Origin of the sequence: Gordonia effusa NBRC 100432, from assembly GCF_000241305.1 — a bacterium.
In the GTDB taxonomy this organism is placed as follows: domain Bacteria; phylum Actinomycetota; class Actinomycetes; order Mycobacteriales; family Mycobacteriaceae; genus Gordonia; species Gordonia effusa.
On sequence record NZ_BAEH01000075.1, the window covers coordinates 1 to 19,801 of the forward strand.

At 62.0% G+C, this 19,801-nt stretch carries 21 protein-coding genes and 1 pseudogene; 7 read left to right on the forward strand and 15 right to left on the reverse strand.

Annotated elements, in window-relative coordinates; all coding sequences use genetic code 11:
* From GOEFS_RS23460 to GOEFS_RS13195, 3 genes and pseudogenes are all read left to right on the forward strand, one after another.
* A pseudogene (locus GOEFS_RS23460) lies at nt 1-276 on the forward strand (ABC transporter substrate-binding protein); the annotation flags it as partial.
* Nucleotides 277-289: 13 nt separating this feature from the next.
* Nucleotides 290-961 carry an amino acid ABC transporter permease gene (locus tag GOEFS_RS13190; RefSeq protein ID WP_007318417.1) on the forward strand — a complete coding sequence of 224 codons (672 nt, stop codon included), beginning with the start codon at nt 290-292 and terminating at the stop codon, nt 959-961.
* Nucleotides 958-1,848: an amino acid ABC transporter permease gene (locus GOEFS_RS13195; protein ID WP_007318418.1), complete on the forward strand. Its 891-nt coding sequence runs from the start codon at nt 958-960 to the stop codon at nt 1,846-1,848. Before GOEFS_RS13190 ends, GOEFS_RS13195 begins: the two co-directional genes overlap by 4 nt.
* A gap of 86 nt (nt 1,849-1,934) precedes the next feature.
* Here the strand turns inward: GOEFS_RS13195 and GOEFS_RS13200 are convergent, their stop codons facing one another.
* The 7 genes from GOEFS_RS13200 to pgsA all read right to left on the reverse strand — a co-directional run bounded on the left by GOEFS_RS13200 (nt 1,935) and on the right by pgsA (nt 7,409).
* Nucleotides 1,935-2,489: a regulatory protein RecX gene (locus GOEFS_RS13200; protein WP_007318419.1), complete on the reverse strand. Its 555-nt coding sequence runs from the start codon at nt 2,487-2,489 to the stop codon at nt 1,935-1,937.
* A gap of 24 nt (nt 2,490-2,513) precedes the next feature.
* Nucleotides 2,514-3,557: a recombinase RecA gene (gene recA, locus GOEFS_RS13205; RefSeq protein ID WP_007318420.1), complete on the reverse strand. Its 1,044-nt coding sequence runs from the start codon at nt 3,555-3,557 to the stop codon at nt 2,514-2,516.
* A gap of 199 nt (nt 3,558-3,756) precedes the next feature.
* Nucleotides 3,757-3,951, reverse strand: coding sequence for a DUF3046 domain-containing protein (locus tag GOEFS_RS13210; RefSeq protein ID WP_007318421.1), 195 nt, complete (start codon nt 3,949-3,951; stop codon nt 3,757-3,759).
* Nucleotides 3,952-3,960: 9 nt separating this feature from the next.
* Entirely contained in the window at nt 3,961-5,166 is a 1,206-nt protein-coding gene (locus GOEFS_RS13215) for a glycosyltransferase (RefSeq protein ID WP_040525110.1), read from the reverse strand.
* 23 nt (nt 5,167-5,189) lie between these two features.
* Nucleotides 5,190-6,023: a PspA/IM30 family protein gene (locus tag GOEFS_RS13220; protein WP_007318423.1), complete on the reverse strand. Its 834-nt coding sequence runs from the start codon at nt 6,021-6,023 to the stop codon at nt 5,190-5,192.
* Between the two features lie 129 nt (nt 6,024-6,152).
* On the reverse strand, nt 6,153-6,470 hold the full coding sequence (locus tag GOEFS_RS13225) for a helix-turn-helix domain-containing protein (protein ID WP_007318424.1): 318 nt from the start codon (nt 6,468-6,470) through the stop codon (nt 6,153-6,155).
* A gap of 306 nt (nt 6,471-6,776) precedes the next feature.
* A complete protein-coding gene (gene pgsA / locus GOEFS_RS13230) occupies nt 6,777-7,409 on the reverse strand; it encodes a CDP-diacylglycerol--glycerol-3-phosphate 3-phosphatidyltransferase (protein WP_040525112.1) in 633 nt (210 codons plus the stop codon).
* A 147-nt stretch (nt 7,410-7,556) separates the two neighbouring features.
* Between pgsA and GOEFS_RS13235 the strand changes: the two genes are divergently transcribed.
* Nucleotides 7,557-8,108 (forward strand): amino-acid N-acetyltransferase, encoded by a 552-nt coding sequence (locus GOEFS_RS13235; protein ID WP_007318426.1) that lies wholly within the window; start codon nt 7,557-7,559, stop codon nt 8,106-8,108.
* A 24-nt stretch (nt 8,109-8,132) separates the two neighbouring features.
* The gene (locus GOEFS_RS13240; RefSeq protein ID WP_007318427.1) at nt 8,133-8,417 is read left to right on the forward strand and encodes a YciI family protein; all 285 of its coding nucleotides are present in this window, start codon (nt 8,133-8,135) and stop codon (nt 8,415-8,417) included.
* A 17-nt stretch (nt 8,418-8,434) separates the two neighbouring features.
* Here GOEFS_RS13240 and GOEFS_RS13245 read toward each other — a convergent pair whose 3' ends face one another.
* On the reverse strand, nt 8,435-9,427 hold the full coding sequence (locus tag GOEFS_RS13245; protein WP_007318428.1) for a TerC family protein: 993 nt from the start codon (nt 9,425-9,427) through the stop codon (nt 8,435-8,437).
* A gap of 271 nt (nt 9,428-9,698) precedes the next feature.
* Nucleotides 9,699-12,329 carry a DNA translocase FtsK gene (locus GOEFS_RS13250; RefSeq protein WP_245549844.1) on the reverse strand — a complete coding sequence of 877 codons (2,631 nt, stop codon included), beginning with the start codon at nt 12,327-12,329 and terminating at the stop codon, nt 9,699-9,701.
* A gap of 94 nt (nt 12,330-12,423) precedes the next feature.
* On the opposite strand from GOEFS_RS13250, the gene GOEFS_RS23825 reads away from it, so the two are divergent.
* Nucleotides 12,424-12,606 carry a hypothetical protein gene (locus tag GOEFS_RS23825; RefSeq protein ID WP_245549845.1) on the forward strand — a complete coding sequence of 61 codons (183 nt, stop codon included), beginning with the start codon at nt 12,424-12,426 and terminating at the stop codon, nt 12,604-12,606.
* Between the two features lie 284 nt (nt 12,607-12,890).
* Here the strand turns inward: GOEFS_RS23825 and GOEFS_RS13255 are convergent, their stop codons facing one another.
* From GOEFS_RS13255 to thyX, 4 genes are all read right to left on the reverse strand, one after another.
* Nucleotides 12,891-13,523, reverse strand: a complete 633-nt coding sequence (locus GOEFS_RS13255; RefSeq protein ID WP_007318430.1) for a TIGR03085 family metal-binding protein — start codon at nt 13,521-13,523, stop codon at nt 12,891-12,893.
* Between the two features lie 11 nt (nt 13,524-13,534).
* Nucleotides 13,535-15,505: a ribonuclease J gene (locus GOEFS_RS13260; protein WP_007318431.1), complete on the reverse strand. Its 1,971-nt coding sequence runs from the start codon at nt 15,503-15,505 to the stop codon at nt 13,535-13,537.
* Nucleotides 15,502-16,407, reverse strand: a complete 906-nt coding sequence (gene dapA / locus GOEFS_RS13265; RefSeq protein WP_040525113.1) for a 4-hydroxy-tetrahydrodipicolinate synthase — start codon at nt 16,405-16,407, stop codon at nt 15,502-15,504. The genes GOEFS_RS13260 and dapA overlap by 4 nt, the downstream gene beginning before the upstream one ends.
* A gap of 83 nt (nt 16,408-16,490) precedes the next feature.
* Nucleotides 16,491-17,240 (reverse strand): FAD-dependent thymidylate synthase, encoded by a 750-nt coding sequence (gene thyX / locus GOEFS_RS13270; protein ID WP_007318433.1) that lies wholly within the window; start codon nt 17,238-17,240, stop codon nt 16,491-16,493.
* A 151-nt stretch (nt 17,241-17,391) separates the two neighbouring features.
* Here thyX and GOEFS_RS13275 point away from each other — a divergent pair, with 151 nt between their 5' ends.
* Nucleotides 17,392-18,168, forward strand: coding sequence for a tyrosine-protein phosphatase (locus GOEFS_RS13275; protein WP_007318434.1), 777 nt, complete (start codon nt 17,392-17,394; stop codon nt 18,166-18,168).
* A gap of 87 nt (nt 18,169-18,255) precedes the next feature.
* On the opposite strand, the gene GOEFS_RS13280 is transcribed toward GOEFS_RS13275, so the two are convergent.
* Together GOEFS_RS13280 and GOEFS_RS13285 are read right to left on the reverse strand one after the other, a co-directional pair.
* Entirely contained in the window at nt 18,256-19,020 is a 765-nt protein-coding gene (locus GOEFS_RS13280) for an HAD-IIB family hydrolase (protein ID WP_007318435.1), read from the reverse strand.
* A gap of 132 nt (nt 19,021-19,152) precedes the next feature.
* On the reverse strand, nt 19,153-19,767 hold the full coding sequence (locus GOEFS_RS13285) for a DUF3159 domain-containing protein (protein WP_245549846.1): 615 nt from the start codon (nt 19,765-19,767) through the stop codon (nt 19,153-19,155).
* Between the last annotated feature and the right edge of the window lie 34 nt (nt 19,768-19,801).

Genomic DNA, 19,801 nt, shown 5'->3' on the forward strand with positions numbered 1-19,801 from the left:
ACTCCCTTCTCCACCGAGCGCTATGGCATCGGCATGGCTAAAGGCACGACCGACGCGGTCAACGCTGTTAACGAGGCACTACGCGCGATGATGAAGCCCGAAGGACCGAACTCGCCGTGGCAGCAGGCGTTACGCACCAATATCGGCAATGGCACGGTTGACCAGATGATCAGCCGGGTCGGAGATGGATCCACCTATAAGTTCACCCCGACCCCGGGCGATCTGGATTTCGTGAAACCGACCCCGGGCAAGCCGTGCCCGGCTGGATTGAAGTGAGGGGGCGACAACAATGAGTGAACTCTGGTCCGAAATGGGCCCACAACTGTGGCCCGCTTTCTGGATGACCCTTAAACTCACATTCTTCTCGGCAGTCGGCGCCATAATCTGGGGCACCTTGCTCGCCGGCATGCGGGTGTCACCGGTGCCGGTGATGCGTGGCTTCGCGACGACCTACGTCAATATCGTGCGCAATACGCCGCTCACCCTGATCGTGATCTTCTGTTCATTCGGCCTGTATCAGAATCTCGGTTTGCAGTTCAGCAATCAGGTCTCGAATAACAACTTTTGGATCGCTGTACTCGCCTTCATTCTCTACACAGCGACTTTCGTCTGTGAGACGCTGCGGTCCGGGTTCAACACGGTTCCGCTCGGACAGGCAGAAGCCGCACGTTCACTGGGTCTGTCCTTCACCCAGGTATTCGGGATCATCGTGTTGCCGCAAGCGGCCCGGACCGTGATTGGCCCGATGGGCAGTGTGTTAATCGCGCTGACCAAGAACACCACGATCGCCTCCGTGATCGGTGTCGCCGAGGCGTCGCTGCTCATGAAGGAGGAGATCGAGAATTTCGCCGATCAGGTGATCGCGGTCTTCGTCATCATCGCGATCGGTTTCATGATCATCACCTTGACCGAGGGACTTATCTTCGGGTACCTGGCTAAACGATTCGCGGTGAAACGATGAGCGCGCAAGCAACAGTCCTCTACGACGCCCCCGGCCCCAAGGCTCGGGTACGCAACAACATCATCGCCGTCGTGTTCATCGCGGTGGTGGTGGCGATCGCGGCGTACGTGATCATTGTCCTCGCCGATAACGGACAGCTCGACTCCGAGAAGTGGAGCCCCTTCGTCAAAGGGACAACCTGGACCACTTATATTCTGCCCGGTCTGTGGGGAACCCTAAAGGCCGCAATCGTATCGATCATCCTGGCGATGATCCTCGGGTCAGTTCTCGGCATCGGTCGGCTATCGGACCATCGATGGGTGCGCATGCTCTCTGGCACATTCACCGAGGTCTTCCGCGCCATCCCGGTGCTGATCCTGATGATCTTCGCCTACTACCTGTTCGCCGATTACGCGATCTTCCCGTCGTCACAACTGGCTTTCGCCGCGGTGGTCACGGGTCTGACGCTCTACAACGGTTCGGTTATCGCCGAGATCCTGCGCTCGGGTATCCAGTCGCTCCCGCGCGGTCAGTCGGAAGCCGCTGTGTCACTTGGTCTTCGGAAGTCTCAGACCATGCGGATTATCTTGCTGCCGCAGGCAATCACCGCGATGTTGCCGGCACTCATCTCGCAGATGGTGATCGCACTGAAGGACTCTGCCCTTGGTTACATCATCGGCTACATCGAGGTGGTCCGGTCGAGTCTGCAGTCGGCGTCGTATTACGGCAACTATCTCCCGGTGCTGATCGTGGTGGCGATCGTCATGATTGTGATCAACTTCGGGTTGTCGTCGTTGGCAACGTATATCGAGGGAAGAGTTCGTAGTGGTCGGCGGGGTCGTGGCCAAGCAACCACCGAAGAACTCGAATTGGGCGCAACCGAAGCACTGCCGGGACTGAATAAGTAGCGGAACTCAACTCAAAGCGATATGGCGCCGAATTTCTCGGCGCCATATCGCTTTCTAAAAACGGTCTACGTAATGCGCTGGCTGCTTCAGCCGGTACGCAAGGCGTCATTCACCACGTCGATCGACATCGACTGAGAATAGCCACGGCGCACCAACATTCCGACGAGCCGCCGGAACGCCTTCTCTCGACCTGCCCGATCGACTTGAGCTTGTTCAATCAGCGACGGTGTCAGCTTTTTGGAAACCAGCGCCGCCGCGATCTCACGCTCGGCGTCTGGGTCGACATCGGCTAGTGCGTCTTCAACGACAGCTTTATCGATTCCCTTCGCCACGAGCTCGTGACGCAGCGCGATACGCCCTTTACCGGAGTTCGCATGGCGTGAGCGCACCCACTCGCTGGCGAACTCCGCGTCATCGAGGAGACCGGCCGAGTCGAGTCGAGTCATTACCGACTCGACCTCGGCGGCCTCAAACCCTCTGCGCTCCAACCGCTTCCGCATCTCATCCCGACTGCGGGCACGCACCCCCAAAAGGCGCAACGCCGCGTCCCACGCGCTGGCCTTGGACTCCCCCGGAATCTTTCCCGATGGGGGGACTCCGTCTGCCGATGCACGGGTACGCGGCGTCGCTGACTCAGTCATCGCTGCTGCTCGGATGAATTCGATCTAGAACTCAACGGGAGCCGGGGCGACCTCGTCGGCATCCAGCGTCGCGCCGATTCCCAGCTTCTCTTTGATCTTCTTCTCGATCTCATCGCGGATATCGGTGTTCTCCAGCAAGAACTTTCGGGCGTTCTCTTTGCCCTGGCCTAGCTGGTCCCCCTCGTAGGTGAACCATGAGCCCGACTTGCGGATGAATCCCTCGGACACACCCAAATCGATGAGCGAACCTTCCTTGGAGATGCCATGACCGTAGAGAATGTCGAACTCAGCCTGCTTGAAGGGCGGAGCAACCTTGTTCTTCACGACCTTCACGCGAGTACGGTTGCCGACAGCGTCAGTACCGTCTTTGAGCGTCTCGATACGCCGAACATCAAGGCGCACAGACGAATAGAACTTCAACGCCTTACCACCGGTGGTGGTCTCCGGTGAACCGAACATGACGCCGATCTTCTCACGCAACTGATTGATGAAGACCGCGGTGGTGTTGGAGTTACTCAACGCACCGGTCATCTTGCGCAGCGCCTGACTCATCAGCCGGGCCTGCAGGCCGACGTGACTGTCACCCATTTCACCTTCGATTTCGGCCTTGGGCACAAGGGCCGCCACCGAGTCGATGACGAGGATATCGAGCGCACCGGAACGGATCAGCATATCTGCGATCTCCAGCGCTTGCTCACCGGTATCGGGCTGGGATACGAGCAGGGCATCGACATCAACACCGAGCTTGGTCGCGTACTCGGGGTCCAGTGCGTGCTCGGCGTCGATGAACGCCGCGATACCACCCTGTGCCTGCGCGTTCGCGACCGCATGCAGCGCGACGGTCGTCTTACCCGACGATTCCGGGCCGTAGATTTCGACGACGCGGCCGCGGGGCAAACCACCGATGCCCAGCGCGATATCCAGTGCGATGGCACCGGTCGGAATGACCTCGATGGGCTGGCGAGTCTCCTCGCCGAGGCGCATCACCGAGCCTTTGCCGAAATTCTTGTCGATCTGGGCGAGAGCCAGATCGAGTGCCTTTTCCCGGTCTTGTGACGCTGGTGCCATGTCGATCTCTCCTTGGTGAGGACTGAGTGGGTTTCTGGTGTGCCACGCTAGCGAGACCCTCTGACAACTTCGGTTTCGCCACTGTCGCGCCGCCGATATCTTGGACGTTCTCGGGGGTGGATTTGGTTCCGTCGAGTTCCAACAGTAGCGAACGGATGTTCGATTGCAAGTGCGACGCGCCGAGATTTCCGGAGTCAGATCACCAACGGTTACGGGGCACATCGAAGTCGCGGCAGAGCGCGACCCACACCTCACGCGGATCAACACCGGCTTCGATCGCCTGCGCCGCCGTCATGCCACCCAAGTCGGATAACACGTGGTCAATAAGCATGGAACCCGCGCTTACCTCGCCGAATTCGGTGTTGATCAGTTCGGTGAATTCGGTCAGACGCACGCCAGCATCCTACGTGTCTCCCCGGCGCGGTGCCGACCACGCCCGCATCGCGGCTCGTTCGATCACCGGGACCGGATCTACGACCTGGCTAGCCGATGCCGCGACACGAGCGGCCGCGGCAGTGAAGCCAACGCCGGCGAGTACCTCGCGAACCGCCTCGGCAAGCGAGGGCGCATCCAGCGGCCGCACCAGAACGCCCGCACCGAGCCGCTGAACCCGATTGGCCAACTCCCACTGATCTCCGCCGCCCGGCACCGTCACCACCGGCACACCCGCGCCCAGCGCCTTCGCGAGCATCCCGTGCCCGCCGCCGCAGATGACCAGATCCGCTGCGGCGACCAATTCGTCCTGGCGCCCAAAGCCCGCGGTCACGTTCACACCACCTGAGGCACGAATCTCTTCGTCTGACGGAGTCGTCATACCTGAAATCACCACTCGCACAGGAGTATTCAAATGCTCGGGGGACAATGCCGCAAGCGCTGTCGAGGCCATATCGGCTGCGCCGATCACCGCTGTCGACGGCGCGACCATGACCAACGGGCCGTCACCGGAAGGCAGCGGCAACGATGCGTCGGTCGGCTCCCAGAGGAGCGGACCGATCAGGTGCGCGTCGGCAGGCCAGTCCGGCCGATACACCTCGAGGCCGGGCAACGTCGCGACCAAACGCGCTATCTCCCCCGGATCGGCTGGCAGTCCGATCGACATGCGGGCCGCACCGCGCTGACGGCGGCCGAGCCGCAGCGCACGTGCGCTCGACGCGCGCAACACCGTATCGCGCAGATGTCCGAGCGTTCCCTCACCGCGCGCCATGCCCGCACCGATCGGCGGCAGGCCACGGGACTGCGCGTACAACGGATGCGGCGAGCATTCGACCCAGCCGATACCGGCCAACTGAGCGGCCCAGCCACCTGCGACGGTGATGACATCGGTGACCACCACATCAACGCGATGGGCGACGAGAACCGGTGCCAGCGCCACCGCCATCCGCGCGGCCCGCACGGAAAGTTTCGCTCCGGCGTCGGCGTCGTCGTCAGAGAGGTCGACATCAAGTCCGGGAAGTTCGACAACCCGGATTCCGCGTCTGGCCGCGGCGTCGAACCAACGCAATCCGGTGAAGACGACCGGCGAATGCCCAACGGCGGCAAGTTTTTCCGCGAGAGCGAACGCAGGGAACGCATGGCCGGCGTCGGGTCCGGCAACCAGCCCGACGACCAGCGGTCGGCGCGGCGAGTCGATTGTCAGCCTTGGGCCTGGGGGTCAGCCTGCGGGTTCTCCTGCGATTCAGCCGGTTTGGTGAGATTCGCGTTTCCGGATACCTGCGGGGTGGCCTGCTCGCTACCTGCCAACGGCGCTCCACTCATGCTGGCGCGGATCTGTTCGAGTCGAGCGTGACCTGCCATCTGCACACTCGCCTGCTGTACCTCGGCCATTCGTCCCTGCACGGTGTTGCGCGCGAGTTCGGCCGACCCCAGCGCGTTGGCATACCGACGTTCGATCTTGTCCCGGACCTGATCCAGGTTCGGAGTGTTTCCCGGCACGGCCAGCTCGCTCATCTGCTGCAGCGATGCCGAGACCTTCTCCTGCATCTTGGCCTGCTCCAGCTGACTGAGCAGTTTGGAACGCTCAGCGAGCTTCTGCTGCAACATCATCGCGTTGCGTTCGACCGCCTGCTTGGCCTGCTGGGCGGCCTGCAGCGACTGATCATGCAGTGTCTTGAGGTCTTCGACGCTTTGTTCGGTCGACACCAACTGTGCGGCGAATGCTTCGGCGGCGTTGGTGTACTCCTGCGCCTTAGCAGTGTCACCGGCCCCGGTGGCCTGATCGGCGAGGGTCAATGCCTGACGCGTGTTGGCCTGCAAACGTTCAACTTCTTCGAGCTGACGGTTGAGCTTCATCTCCAGCTGACGCTGGTTACCGATCACCGACGCCGCTTGCTGCGACAACTCTTGGTGCTGGCGCTGCGCGTCTTCGATGGCCTGTTGGATCTGGATTCGCGGGTCGGCATTCTCGTCGATCTTGGCGTTGCCGAGCGCCATCAAATAGTTCCACAACTTCACAAACGGGTTTGCCATGTCAGAAAGTCAACTCCATCGAAAGGACTGTCGTCGGGATACCTGCATCAAAACTAGCGCGGCGAATAGCCAGGGGTGTGACCAGGCTATCGCGATCACGCCCGTCGACGCACCCGGCTGCGGCCATCCTCAGGCCGCGGCCAGAGCCGTCGAGCGCTCGCCCGACGACGGTGCCGGGATAACGACCTTCGTAGTCGCCATGACGTCGGCAGGCGCTGGTCGGAGCGCTTCACCGGCAGCGAGCAACAGATCAGCGAGTTCAACGTCAAGCGCATCGCAGATCGATGCCAACAATTCACTCGACGCTTCTTTTTGTCCCCGCTCAACCTCTGAGAGGTATCCGAGACTTACTCGCGCGTTGGTCGACACCTCACGCAGCGTGCGCCCCTGGTCAGTCCGCGCCTGACGCAAGGTATCCCCAAGCGCCTCTCGCAACAGCTGTGCCATCGTGCTCTCCTGTCTCGTCCTTGAAGTCCAACGCGTACGCGGTCCCCCTGGTTCCCGAACCGGTCATACCGACTTAGCGCTCAACTTTAGTGTGTCGTCTCGTGGCGCTATCGCCGACCATGCGAGTTCGTGTCTGCCGAGGTTAGTCGAAAGTGCCCACTGTCGCCGCGAACCACACGCCGCGTCGACAAAACGACCACGGCCTTGCCCCGTCGGCGCCCGCCGCCAGCGAAAATCGTCCGATAATCTGCCAACCTGGGGCAATATGCCCTTCGCACCGTGATATTCGGACGATTTTCGCGGGAGTCAGTTCGTCGAGTTTCGGCGTAGCGCCACCGCTTGCCAGACGTATTCGACGCCGGTGATCACGGTCGCCGCGACTGCCGCCACCATGAAACCCCACGCCACCCATTCCCACGGCTGCGGCAGCGGTAGGAGGAACAGACCGATCGCGAGCACTTGCAGCAAAGTCTTGAGCTTGCCACCACGGCTTGCCGGGATCACGCCGTGCCGCAGGACCCAGAACCGCAGCGCGGTCACCCCAAGCTCGCGACCAAGGATCACCACGGTGACCCACCAGGGCAAATCATCAAGGATGGACAGGCCGATCAACGCCGCGCCGATCAACGCCTTGTCAGCGATCGGGTCTGCGAGCTTCCCGAAATCGGTGACCAGCCCCCGCTCGCGTGCGAGGCGACCGTCATAGCGGTCGGTCAGTGCCGCAAGCGCGAAAATCCCCGTGGTGATCAACCGCCACGCGGTGTCGTGTCCACCGTCGAGGAACAGGGTGACAACGAAAACCGGCACGAGCACGATCCGGAATACGGTCAGCGCGTTGGCGATGTTGACCACCGGCACCACGTCCACCGGATCCGCGATGTGATCGGGTTTAGCCTCCGGTACCGGTAACCGCTCGCTGACGCGCTTGTGCTCGGTCATCCGATTAGCCGACACGTCAATGACACCCTCGGGCCAACGTACACAGTCGTGCATCTCACGTGGATAGCGTAACTACTCGGCCGACACGGCATCGCGGCGCGTGGGTTGCCGCGCTATCTATTCGACGAGAACATTAGGATTTCGGGCATGAGTCCAGCAGATCTGCCACCGGAAAGTGCCGCTACGTCGAACGATATCGTCGTTCGACGCGCGCGCACCTCTGATGTGCCGCGGATCAAGGCCCTCGTCGATCAATACGCCGGCCGCATTCTGCTGGAAAAGAACCTCGTGACGCTATACGAAGCGGTACAGGAATTTTGGGTCGCCACCATCTCCAACGATGGAACCGAACAGGTCGTCGGCTGCGGCGCACTGCACGTACTGTGGGCCGACCTCGGCGAGGTTCGTACCGTCGCGGTGGATGCTTCCCTCGGCCGGCGCGGCATCGGGCATCGGGTGGTCAGCCAATTACTCACGGTCGCAAGGGAATTGGAGTTGTCGCGGGTCTTCGTACTGACTTTCGAGACCGAGTTCTTCGGCCGGCACGGATTCGTCGAGATCGAAGGCACCCCGGTCACCCGCGAGGTGTACGAAGAGATGTGCCGCTCCTACGACACCGGTGTCGCCGAGTTCCTGGATCTTTCCTACGTCAAACCCAACACCCTCGGAAACACCCGAATGTTGGTCGCACTCAACTGATTTCATCAACCCTAGGAGACCATCGTGGCCGTCATCGCCGTCGAATACACCTATCTACCCGAGAAACTCGCCCTGCGCGATGAGCATCGTCCGGCCCACCGCGCATGGCTGAGCGAACAGCTGGAAGCCGGCGCGGTGATTCTCTCCGGGCCGTTCACCAACGGCTCGGGTGCCCTCTTCCTGGTCCGCGCCGACAGTGAAGACGCGGCGCGGACCTTGCTCGCGGACGATCCGTTCCAGAAGGTCGGCGGCGTGAGTGACGTTCGCGCAATCGAGTGGACGCCAGTCTTCGGGCCCGTGGAGCCCTAGGCACCGGGCCCGTAGAACTACTCGATCGGCGACGGCTCCGACTTCTTCCGGGATTTCAGGAGGCTCGCCACCGTGGTGATAACCAATGTTCCGATGATCACACTCAGTGACAGCGGCGTCGAGATTTCCGGTACCGCCACATGCTCGCCGCCGTTGATGAAGCCCAACGTGTTCTCATGCAAGGCGTGCAGCACCAGTTTGACGCCGATGAAGCCGAGAATGAACGACAATCCATAGCTCAGGTACACCAGGCGATCGAGAAGACCACCGAGCAGGAAGAACAGTTGGCGCAGACCCATCAGCGCGAAGGCGTTAGCCGTGAAGACGATATACGGCTCAGCAGTCAGTCCATAGATCGCCGGGATTGAGTCCAGCGCGAACAGAACGTCGGTGAAAGCGATGACAATGAGCACCATCAGCATCGGCGTAGCCATTCGCTTGCCGTTGATACGGGTAAACAAGCGGTCGCGGTCGTAATTGTCGGAGGTGCGGAGGACTCGCTTCACGAACCGCTCCAGCCGACTTTCGCGCTCCTCTTCATGCTCGACCGGGTCGTCGGATTCGCGGATCAGTTTGATCGCGGTATAGAGCAGGAATCCGCCGAACAGGTAGAACACCCAGCTGTAGGTACTGATCGCCGCGGCTCCGACGGCGATGAACGCACCACGTAGCACCAGCGCCATCACGATGCCCAGGAGCAGAATTTTCTGCTGATATTCCTTAGGTACCGCGAATTTCGCGAAGATGATGACGAATACGAAAAGGTTGTCGACCGATAGCGCCTTCTCGGTGACATAGCCGGCGAAATACTCGCCGCCGAATGTCCCACCCCATTTCCACCAGACGAATCCGCCGAATAGCACCGCGATGGCGATGTATACCGCCGACCAGGTACCCGATTCTTTCAGGGTCGGCGCGTGGGGAACGCGAACGTGGGCGAAGAAATCGAAAACGAATAGGCCGAGAATCACCGCAATGGTGACAATCCAGACGATGGCTGATACTTCCAAGGCAAACCTCCAGCGCGCAGCACCGCCGCATAGACAGCGGTGGATCTCATGCGATGCCAGAGGTCTCTCCCACCCGCTATGCGGGTCGACTTCCCGGGTCTTGAGCTCTCAGCAGCGTGATGGCACGTGCCCGGCCCGGCCGTATTGACGGGTTGCCGTTGGGGGATACTCCCCTCTCGGATCGTCGACCAGCTTACCTGAGAATTCGGACATCCGCACAACGCGACTGCGCCGCAGACGAATTAGCCTGCGGCACAGTATATTTCACGCACTATTCGGTCGAGTCATCCTCGGCACCGCCACCGGTGATCGACGTGATCACGCCGGCGAGATCCTCCGGTTTCACCAAGACCTCGCGGGCTTTGGAACCTTCACTCGGCCCGACGACGCCACGAGTCTCCATGAGATCCATGAGGCGTCCGGCTTTGGCGAATCCGACGCGGAGTTTGCGCTGCAACATCGACGTCGACCCGAACTGCGACGAGACCACCAGTTCGATGGCTTGCAACAGGTCGTCGAGGTCGTTGCCGATGTCGGCGTCGATATCCTTCTTGTCGCTGGCCTTGGCCGCGGTAACCCCTTCGGTGTACTCGGGTTCGGCCTGTTCGCGGGTGTAGTCGACGACGGCGGAAATCTCTTCGTCCGTGATGAACGCGCCCTGCATACGAATCGGTTTGTTGGCACCCATCGGCAAGAACAGTCCGTCACCCATACCGATGAGTTTTTCCGCACCGGGCTGATCCAGGATGACGCGCGAGTCGGTCAGCGACGATGTTGCGAACGCCAGACGCGAGGGCACGTTGGTCTTGATCAGGCCGGTAACTACGTCTACCGACGGTCGCTGGGTCGCCAGAACCAGGTGAATACCCGCCGCGCGAGCCTTCTGCGTGATGCGGACAATCGCATCTTCGACGTCGCGCGGTGCGGTCATCATCAGGTCGGCGAGCTCGTCGACGATGGCGAGGATATACGGATAGGGCTTGTACACGCGCTCGGAGCCGAGCGGCGTGCTGATCTCACCCGAGGCAACCTTCGCGTTGAAGTCGTCGATATGACGCACCCGGGAGGACTTCATGTCCTGGTACCGCTGCTCCATCTCTTCGACCAGCCACGCCAACGCGGCGGCGGCCTTCTTGGGTTGCGTAATAATCGGCGTGATCAGGTGCGGGATGCCCTCGTACGGCGTAAGTTCCACCATCTTGGGGTCGATGAGAATCATCCGGACTTCGTCGGGCGTCGCTCGCTGCAGCAACGACACCAGCATCGAGTTGACGAAGCTCGACTTACCGGAACCAGTCGAACCCGCGACCAACAGGTGCGGCATCTTCGCGAGGTTGGCGGTCACGAAGTCGCCCTCGATATCCTTGCCGAGACCGATTACCAGCGGATGCCGGTCCTTCCGATTCTTCGGCGACGCCAAGACGTCGGCCAGGCGAACCATCTCTCGGTCGGCGTTGGGCACCTCGATGCCGACCGCCGACTTACCCGGGATCGGCGCGAGCAGCCGTACGTTATCGGTCGCCGCCGCGTAAGCGATATTGCGCTGGAGTGCGGTGATCTTCTCCACCTTCACGCCCGGACCGAGTTCAACCTCGTATCGAGTGACGGTCGGCCCGCGGGTGTAGCCGGTAACCGCGGCATCGATCTTGAACTGCTCGAGTACGGTACCGATGCGCTCGATCATCTCGTCGTTGGCGCTGCTGCCGAGTTTGGGCGGGTCGCCATCGATCAGCAGTGACGGTGGAGGCAGACGGTAGGTTCCTTCCGAATCCGCCATTGGCCGGGCAAGCGGTTCGTTGTCCGCGTCGTCGTCGCGGTCCTCGATGACCGGTGCGACAACGGGTTTCGGCGCCGAACGAGCCGATTCCTGTGCGGCACGCTCACGCGCGGCTTCACCCGCGGTCTTACGCTTCGGAGTCGATCGTGAAGTGGGCGCAGGATCGGCGAAGAGGTCGTCGGTGTCATCGCTGATCGGCTCGGTCACCATATCCGGTGACACCGGAGTCCGCCGAATTCCGCCGATGGGTTCGGTGGTCAGATCCGCGAGAATGTCGGCCGCGCCTGCTGAGGTTGGAGCGGCCTTACGACTGCGCCGTCGGCGAGCCGGCTGCTCGTCGGGCGGATAGTTGTCATAGGGATCGGCCGAACGCTCGGCAGCGGGGGCCGCGCCGAATTCGTGGTCATCCTCGGCTTCGTCGACGTCTGGCGCCTCATCGTCGTAGTCGTCGTATTCGCCGTCGTCGTAGTAATCGTCGTCGTAATACTGATCGTCGTGGCTGAGTCCGAGATAGCCGGCGATCGCATCGACAACTTCACGCACGGTCCGGCCAGAAAGCAAAAGGCCACCAAATGCCATGCACAGCAAGAAGATTGGCACCGAGATCCACTCGGTGACCGCATTGGTCAACGGCGTCCCGACTACGAAGCCGAGGTAGCCACCAGCGTCCGACCGAGCGTCGAGTCCGCGCGGCGATCCGGCAATCAGGTGAATAAGGCCTAGCAATGGCAGCCCGATAAGCAAACCCGCGCCGATGTAGTGCGGGCGACGTCGCGGGTTCGGCGGCCGGCGCATCAACATGATTCCCAGAGCTACCAACGCGATCGGCACCACGACTGCCACGACCCCCACGATGGCGCGCACCAACGTGTCGATGAACGCACCTGCCGGGCCGGCAGCGGCAAACCACACCCCCGCTCCGATCACCGCCGCGACGACGATCAGCGCGAGACCCGCTCCATCGCGACGATGTGAGTGTCCATCGGCACCCGCTGGCACGCGACGCATGCCGGAGTGGGAATCGCGCGGCGCGGGTTGGTCGAGGAATTCGTTCTCGTCCTCGTCGAAGGGGATCTCGTCGTAGTCATAGCGGTCGTCGCCACCACGGGTCGAGCCCGCCCCCATGCGGGCGAGGCTGCCGACGCCTCGCGCGAGCAGCGTCCAACCCGCGCCAAGACCGCGCCCAGCCGACGCCGCGACCGAGGGGCGGCGGTGGTGAATGTCAGCCGACGCGGTGCTGACCCGACCGGCCGACGCCGACCGGGTGGCCGAACCGGAACGAGTCTTCGCAGCGGACTTGCGGGGGGCAGTTTTTGTTGAGCTACCCTTCGACGTCGACTTGGCCGGCGCCTTTGATTTAGCAGCGTTCGTCGCGGTCGACTTACGTGCGCCACCGCGTTGAGAGCCACCGGCAGATCGGGTGCCAGAGGTACCTCGGGCGCTCGAACCACGGGTTCCTCCGGCAGATGAGCGCGCGCCAGCGCGAGCAGTTGCTTTCGAAGCCATGCCGACAGACTAGTCTCTCAGGTTCACTTCAGTCACACCCGCAACACCGGCATCGGGTCGGCCGTGTCGCTTTCGTGACATCAAGGGCATCGTTAGGCGCAAAGCTGCGACGTCAGCGTCGGCAAGGGAAATATCCCCTCGCAGGCATCGAGGCTGCAGGTTTCAGCTCGGGGCCGTGCGCTAAACCCCGCGAGGCGCGGCCGTCAACGCGGCAACCGCGGCGTCGTCGCCGTGCAGACTCACCTGCACCGGCTCCCGACCGAAGGTGAATAACAGCAGCTCACCGGCTGTGCCAGTGACAGTCACCTGCTCACCGGAGCCGACGCTGGCTACCGCTGCACCGTCGGGCGTACGCAGAATCACTCGTACCGGCGGCTTCGGCATGGCAATCCGCACGGCATTGCGAACCGCGCCAACAAGCGCCTTCTGCAGGCCCGCATCGAGCACGCGTGGTGTCCAGTCCGACGTCGCGTCGACTCCGCCACGCAGCACGTCTTCATGGTGGACGAACATCTCCGAGAGATTCAGCCAGCGGTCCAGCGGACGAAATGGTGAAAACCACGGCGGACCATCGGCCACTCGATCGATGATCGACGTCCACTCCCCCGCCGCCACCTTCGACTGCACCTTTTCGGTATATCCGGCGAGTGCGGGGACCGCGATACCCGGCGCCGCGTCGAGACGTGACTCACGCACGATGATGTGTGCTGCGAGGTCGCGGGCGGTCCAGCCATCGCACATAGTTGGCGCGTCGGGCCCGACGTCGCGCAACGTCGCGGCCAAGGCGCGACGTTCGGAGCGAGCGTAAGTCACCGGGGCGGTCCTTAGTTGTCCCCGACCGCGAGCACGGTCGGCACGATCATCGGCTTGCGCTGGTACTCCTTGGCGACCCATCGACCAACGGTGCGGCGAATCGTCTGCGCGATCCGATGGATCTCGGTAATGCCTTCGGCCGCAAGGCTTTCCAACGCACGGTCGACGAGGTCGGCCGCGTCTTTGAGCGCGGCGGGATCGTCGGAGAAGCCGCGGCCGGAAACCTCCGGTGCACTGACCGCGCGGCCAGTGGCAGCGTCGACGGCGACGGTGATCGCGATGAAACCACCTTCACCGAGAACCAACCGGTCCGACAGCGTCGTCTCCCCGACGTCGCCTACCGACAAACCGTCGACGTAGACGTGGCCGACGGGGACGCGTCCGACAATTGAGGCACGGCCATCAACCAGGTCAACCACTACGCCGTCTTCAGCCAGCACTATCCGATCCGCGGCGACACCGGTCGCCTCGGCCAGTGCCGCGTTGGCGCGCAGATGACGCCATTCGCCGTGCACCGGCATCACATTGCTCGGGCGAACCGCGTTGTAGAGGTACAACAATTCGCCGGCCGACGCGTGCCCGGATACATGCACCTTGGCGCTCTGCTGGGTAATAACCGTCGCACCGCGCTTAACCAGCCCGTTGACCACCGCGAACACTGAATTCTCGTTACCCGGGATCAGCGACGACGCCAGAACCACCAGATCGTCGGAGCGAATGTTGATCTGCCGGTGTTCGCCGCGTGCCATCCGCGACAACGCCGATAGCGGTTCGCCCTGCGATCCGGTCGATATCAGCACCAACCGATGATCGGGCAAGGTCGCCGCGGTGTCGAGGTCGACGACGACGCCGTCGGGCACCGAAAGATAACCGAGGTCCTGCGCGATCTGCATATTGCGGACCATCGACCGGCCGACAAAGGTAACCCGGCGGTTGTGGGTATGCGCGACATCGATGATCTGCTGAATGCGATGTACGTGACTCGCGAACGAAGCGACGATCACACGATGTTTGGCCTTACCGATGACGCTGTCGAGGACGCCACCGATCTCACGTTCGGGAGTGACGAAACCGGGCACCTCTGCGTTGGTGGAATCGACGAGGAATAGGTCGACTCCTTCGTCGCCGAGACGGCTGAAGCCGGCCAGGTCGGTCAGGCGACCGTCGAGCGGCAGTTGATCGAGCTTGATGTCGCCGGTATGGAGCACCACACCCGCCGGGGTACGGATCGCCACGGCCAGAGCGTCCGGGATCGAATGATTGACCGCGAAGAACTCACAGTCGAACGGTCCGTGGCTCGTGTGCTGACCTTCGATGACCTCGACGAGGTTGGGGCGCAAACGATGTTCACGACATTTCGCGGCGACCAGTGCGAGGGTGAACTTCGCACCGATAACCGGGATGTCGCTGCGCTGGCGCAATAGGAATGGCAGTGCGCCGATGTGATCTTCGTGTCCGTGCGTGAGAACGATCGCCTCGACGTCGTCCATCCGGTCCTCGATATACCGGAAGTCGGGCAGGATCAGGTCGACACCGGGCTGCTGATCTTCGGGGAACAACACACCGCAGTCCACGATCAGCAGTTTGCCGTTGTATTCGAAGACCGTCATATTGCGGCCGATCTCGCCGATGCCGCCCAACGCGACGATGCGTAGACCGCCACGTTTGAGTTTGGCTGGAGCGCCGAGGCGATCGGTTGCCTCATTGGCCGCGACCCGCGGCGCCTGCGTCGAATTCTTTTGTGCCGCTGACGGTTTGGCCGATCCTGACTTGCGGCCACCACGACGTTCGTACTTCTTTGCCACGTTTTTCGATGGTTGCTGATCCGCCGACACGGACGTGACCACCTCTTCAACAATGGGCGGTGCCTGCGGAACTTCGGGCTCCGGCGTCTCGGCTTTGCGCTCTATTGGCTGGTCAACCGGAGGCCCGGCCTGACGGGTCGCGCTACGACGGCGACGTGGCCGTTGCGGGGTGCTCACGACAGCAACTTCGCGGCGCGTAGGTCGGCGATCAGACCTTCGATCTGCGCGCCGGTCGGTGCGACCTGCGGCAATCGCGGATCGCCGACATCGAGTCCGAGGATGCGCAACGCAGCCTTGACCATCGACACGCCACCGAGTCGCGCCATCGCGTTGACCAGCGGACCCATCGACACGTTGAGCTCACGGGCGGTTGCGATATCCCCCTTCTCGACGGCCAACTGCATCTCACGCAGACGGTCGGGAACGAGATGGCCGATGACGCTGACGTAGCCGGTCGCGCCGATCGAGAGCCAGGGCAGATTGAGCGCATCCTCCCCGGACAGGAACTCCAGTTCGGTGGTGGCGATCAAATGAGCCGCAGCATGCAGATCTCCCTTGGCGTCTTTGACGCCTTTGATATTCGGATGATCCGCGAGCGCGCGGATGGTGTCGGTGGCGATGGGGACGACTGAGCGGCCCGGAATGTCATAGATCAGAACGGGAAGATCGGTGGCGTCGGCGACCATACGGAAATGCGCCAACAATCCCGACTGTGGGGGTTTGCTGTAGTACGGCGTAACCACGAGTAGGCCGTGCGCACCGGCTTGTTCGGCGTTGCGGGCAAACTCCACGCTTTCCAACGTGTCGTAGGTTCCCACACCAGCGGTGATCTTGGCGCGGTCACCGACGGCGTCGAGCACGACCCGCAAAACTTCGAGCTTCTCTTCCGGCTGGGTCGTCGGCGATTCGCCGGTCGTTCCCGAGATGACGAGGCCATCACAGCCCTTGGTTACGAGGTGGTCGGCGAGTTCTGCGGCCTTATCGAGGTCAAGCGAGCCGTCCGCGGTAAAGGGCGTCACCATCGCCACACCAATAGTCCCAAACGGATGCGCACTCACCGGCGCCTCACCTGCAGTCATAGTGGACAAGGCTACCTGGCCCGATGACCGGTTCGTACCGGGGCACACCGAGTTTCACCGTGGCTGGCGTCACCCGGGTCTAGTCATCCCTCCAGCACGAACGGCGACGTTGCTACCTCACTGCCATCGGACAATTCGCCGATCTCGAAGTCGCCGAAGACCGTCGGCGCGACGGCGAGCAATTCCCGCAGGCAAGCGATTGCCAGCTGCCGGATTTCGACGTCGGCGTGCTCGGTGGCGCGCATGCCGACGAAATGCCGCCAAGCGCGGTAATTGCCGGTCACGACGATCTTTGTCTCGGTGGCATTGGGCAGGACCGACCGCGCCGCCTGACGCGCTTGCTTTCGACGCAGGATCGCGTTCGGCACGTCGGCGAACTTCGCTTCCAACGCCTCGAGCAGTTCGACGTACGCGTCGCGGCTGGCGTCGGTCGCCTTGGCGAATAACTCCTCCAAATGTGCGTCGCCGCGAATCGCCGGTGGCGGCACGACATTCGAATCATGTTCGGGCACAAAACGTTGCGACAGTTGCGAATAGGAGAAGTGTCGATGCCGGATCAACTCGTGGGTACATGAGCGCGAGACGCCAGTGATGTAGAACGTCGCATTGGCGTGTTCGAGCAGCGAAAGGTGACCGACCTCCAGGATGTGGCGTAGGTACCCGGCGTTCGTCGCGGTGCGCGGATTGGGCTTGTCCCAACTCTGATAGCAGGCGCGTCCGGCGAATTCGACCAATGCCTCGCCACCGTCGACGTCTGTCTCCCAGCCGAGGTCGGGCGCGTGAAACGACGTCGCCGCCACCAGTTCGACCTTCAACGGCACAGACCTCGACACGCTTAACACTTCCTCTCACCGATGATCATCTCGGTAAATCTCAGGACTGACGGGAGAGAATGTTAACCCGCTGCTCGGATTCCAATAGTGGCGCACCGTCAGCCGACGTTGTAACAATCACTGGGTGAAGTCTCTCTCATTCGGAAAAATCATGGCAGCCACCATCGCAGCGACGACACTGATCGGCACCCCCGTGCTCGTCGCCGCTCCAGCTGCTGCGGCACCCAAATCCCTTGTCGCGCCAGAGCGTCTGATCAAACTCGACGGCACACAAAACACTCGCACTTTCGACGGATACGCCACCGCCGACCACAAATCGATCAGCTCGGCGATCATTCGCAGTGACAATCTGTCCAAACTCAGCTCCGCCGACAAAGCAAAACTATCCGCGCGCAAGGTCACCGCGGTGATCGACCTGCGAACCTCCATCGAGCGCGCCGCACAACCCGATCACGCGATCCCCGGCGCCAAGTCCTACGAGAAGGACATCCTCGGCGGAACCCCAATCACCAACCTCATCGACCTGAACTCCGCCTACCGTTCGTTCATCACCGATCGACAGGCACGCGCACAATTCGCCTCGACGTTGCGGATCATCACGCGCACTGTCGCCGCGGGCGATTCGGTGATCTTCCACTGCAGTGCTGGTAAGGATCGCACTGGCTGGACCGCGGCAATGGTCCTGACCATTGCCGGCGTCGACCGAGCGACGGTGGAGAGGGATTATCTGGCCAGCAATACCTACCGCCACGCGAGTCCCAACGATCCGCTCAACGGCGTGAACATCTCGTGGCTGCGCGCCTCATTCAACACGGCGAATAAGGTCTACGGCAGCTTCGACAACTACATCCGCACTGGACTCGGGCTGTCTGCCAAAGAGGTGACCGCGCTGCGCGACGCCGTCCGGGTGCCGCAGCGGGTCTACTGAAGTCAGTTGCCGAAATATGTCCCGAGGATGGCACAAACGCCATATGGACGCCCGTCGCATCCTCGGGACATATTTGCGCGGATCTAGCTAGTTGTCGACGATGGCGCTGAGCCGCGCGAACGTGTCGTCGAATCCGTGGACGTGCACGGAGTCGATGCCGAGTTCAATCACCGGCCGGTCGTTGCCACCCTCGTCGAGACGGTCACCAAAGAATAGGATCTCGTCGGTGCCGACACTGAGGATTTCCATCAATCGTGTTGCGCCATAAGCCTTGTCGATACCTTTACGAGTGATATCGACCGACGTCGAGCCGCCACTGCGGACCTCCAGATCGGGTAGCCGCTCGGCAGCGTAGGCGCGAAGGGATTCCTTCTTCGCGCCGTCCGGGTCCCACGCGGCCTTAGCATCGACGGGAGCCTGCTGGCCGAGTGCGCTGAAGGTGATCTGGGAGCCCCGGTCTTCGAGGATCGGCCCCCACGTCCTCGACTCCCACAGACCCAGCTTCTTCGCGCCCTCTTCGACGACGCTCAATGCTCGAGACTTCTCGTCGTCGGAAAGATTTTCGGCGTAGACCGTCTCCCACTCGCTACCTGACCAGCGCACGTACTGCGTACCGTTCGTCGGCATCAGGTGGAGGTTGCCAATGCCGTCGAACTCGCCGATCCGAGCGAGCACCTGCGTCTGGAACTGCGTGTAGTTGCCACCGGAGATGATGCATCCTCGGGTGGTCGCCAATAGCCGGCGAAGTAGCGCGGCCATGTCGTCGCTGAGCGGACTCTTCGACGCCGCGAGCGTGTCGTCGAGGTCGAACATCACCAGCGAATACGTCTTGCCGTTGGCCGATACCGCCATACTTCTCGGTGTTCCTTTACGTGTTATTCCAGCGAGCCGGGCATTTTTGTCGGCTCTACTGTCTCATCCCGCACCGAACATCATCGATCCAGGGTGTTGGCGCGATCGGGCTGCGGTGCGCTAGCGCGCCACTCAAAGGGCCTGGTTCGCGGTCGCGGCAACCTTCGAGCGGTACCAGCGTGTGAAGACGACAGGTAACACGAAACCGGCCGCCTGTACGACGATCTCGACGGTCTGGCCGCCGTCAAGAAAGAAGATGAGCGTCACAGCTGCGCACGTGACGGTGAACGCTATCGCCCAAGCGGCGGTGATCACGATATTGATTCGCTTGAATCGCTCGGTGTGCCAATACTTCTCGGGCACTTCGCGCCGCGCGATGCCCTCGGTGAACGGCTTACCGATCACCAGCGATACCCACGCGGTCAGTGCTAGCCAGCCGAACGACAACGAACTGTCGTATTCGTGAATTGAACTGTCCTCCGCGAGGAATGCTACGACGGTCAGCACCGCGAAGAAGACAGCGGCGCTGACTTCTAAGATCTGTGCGTCGACCTTCGCGCCAGACCTACGGTCGAGAATAGTCAGAAACACGCTCACAGCGAGCGCCGTGAACGCTCCCCACCGCCAATCGACGGACGCCGCGACGATGCCGTAGGCGATCCAAGGGATAAAGCCGCGTAGATAGGTCATCGACGGTTCCTGTTCCTGGGCTTGGTATTCCAAGACATTCCAATTCTGACATGTCAAAGATAGAAACCTATAGCCAGACATGTCAATAGTG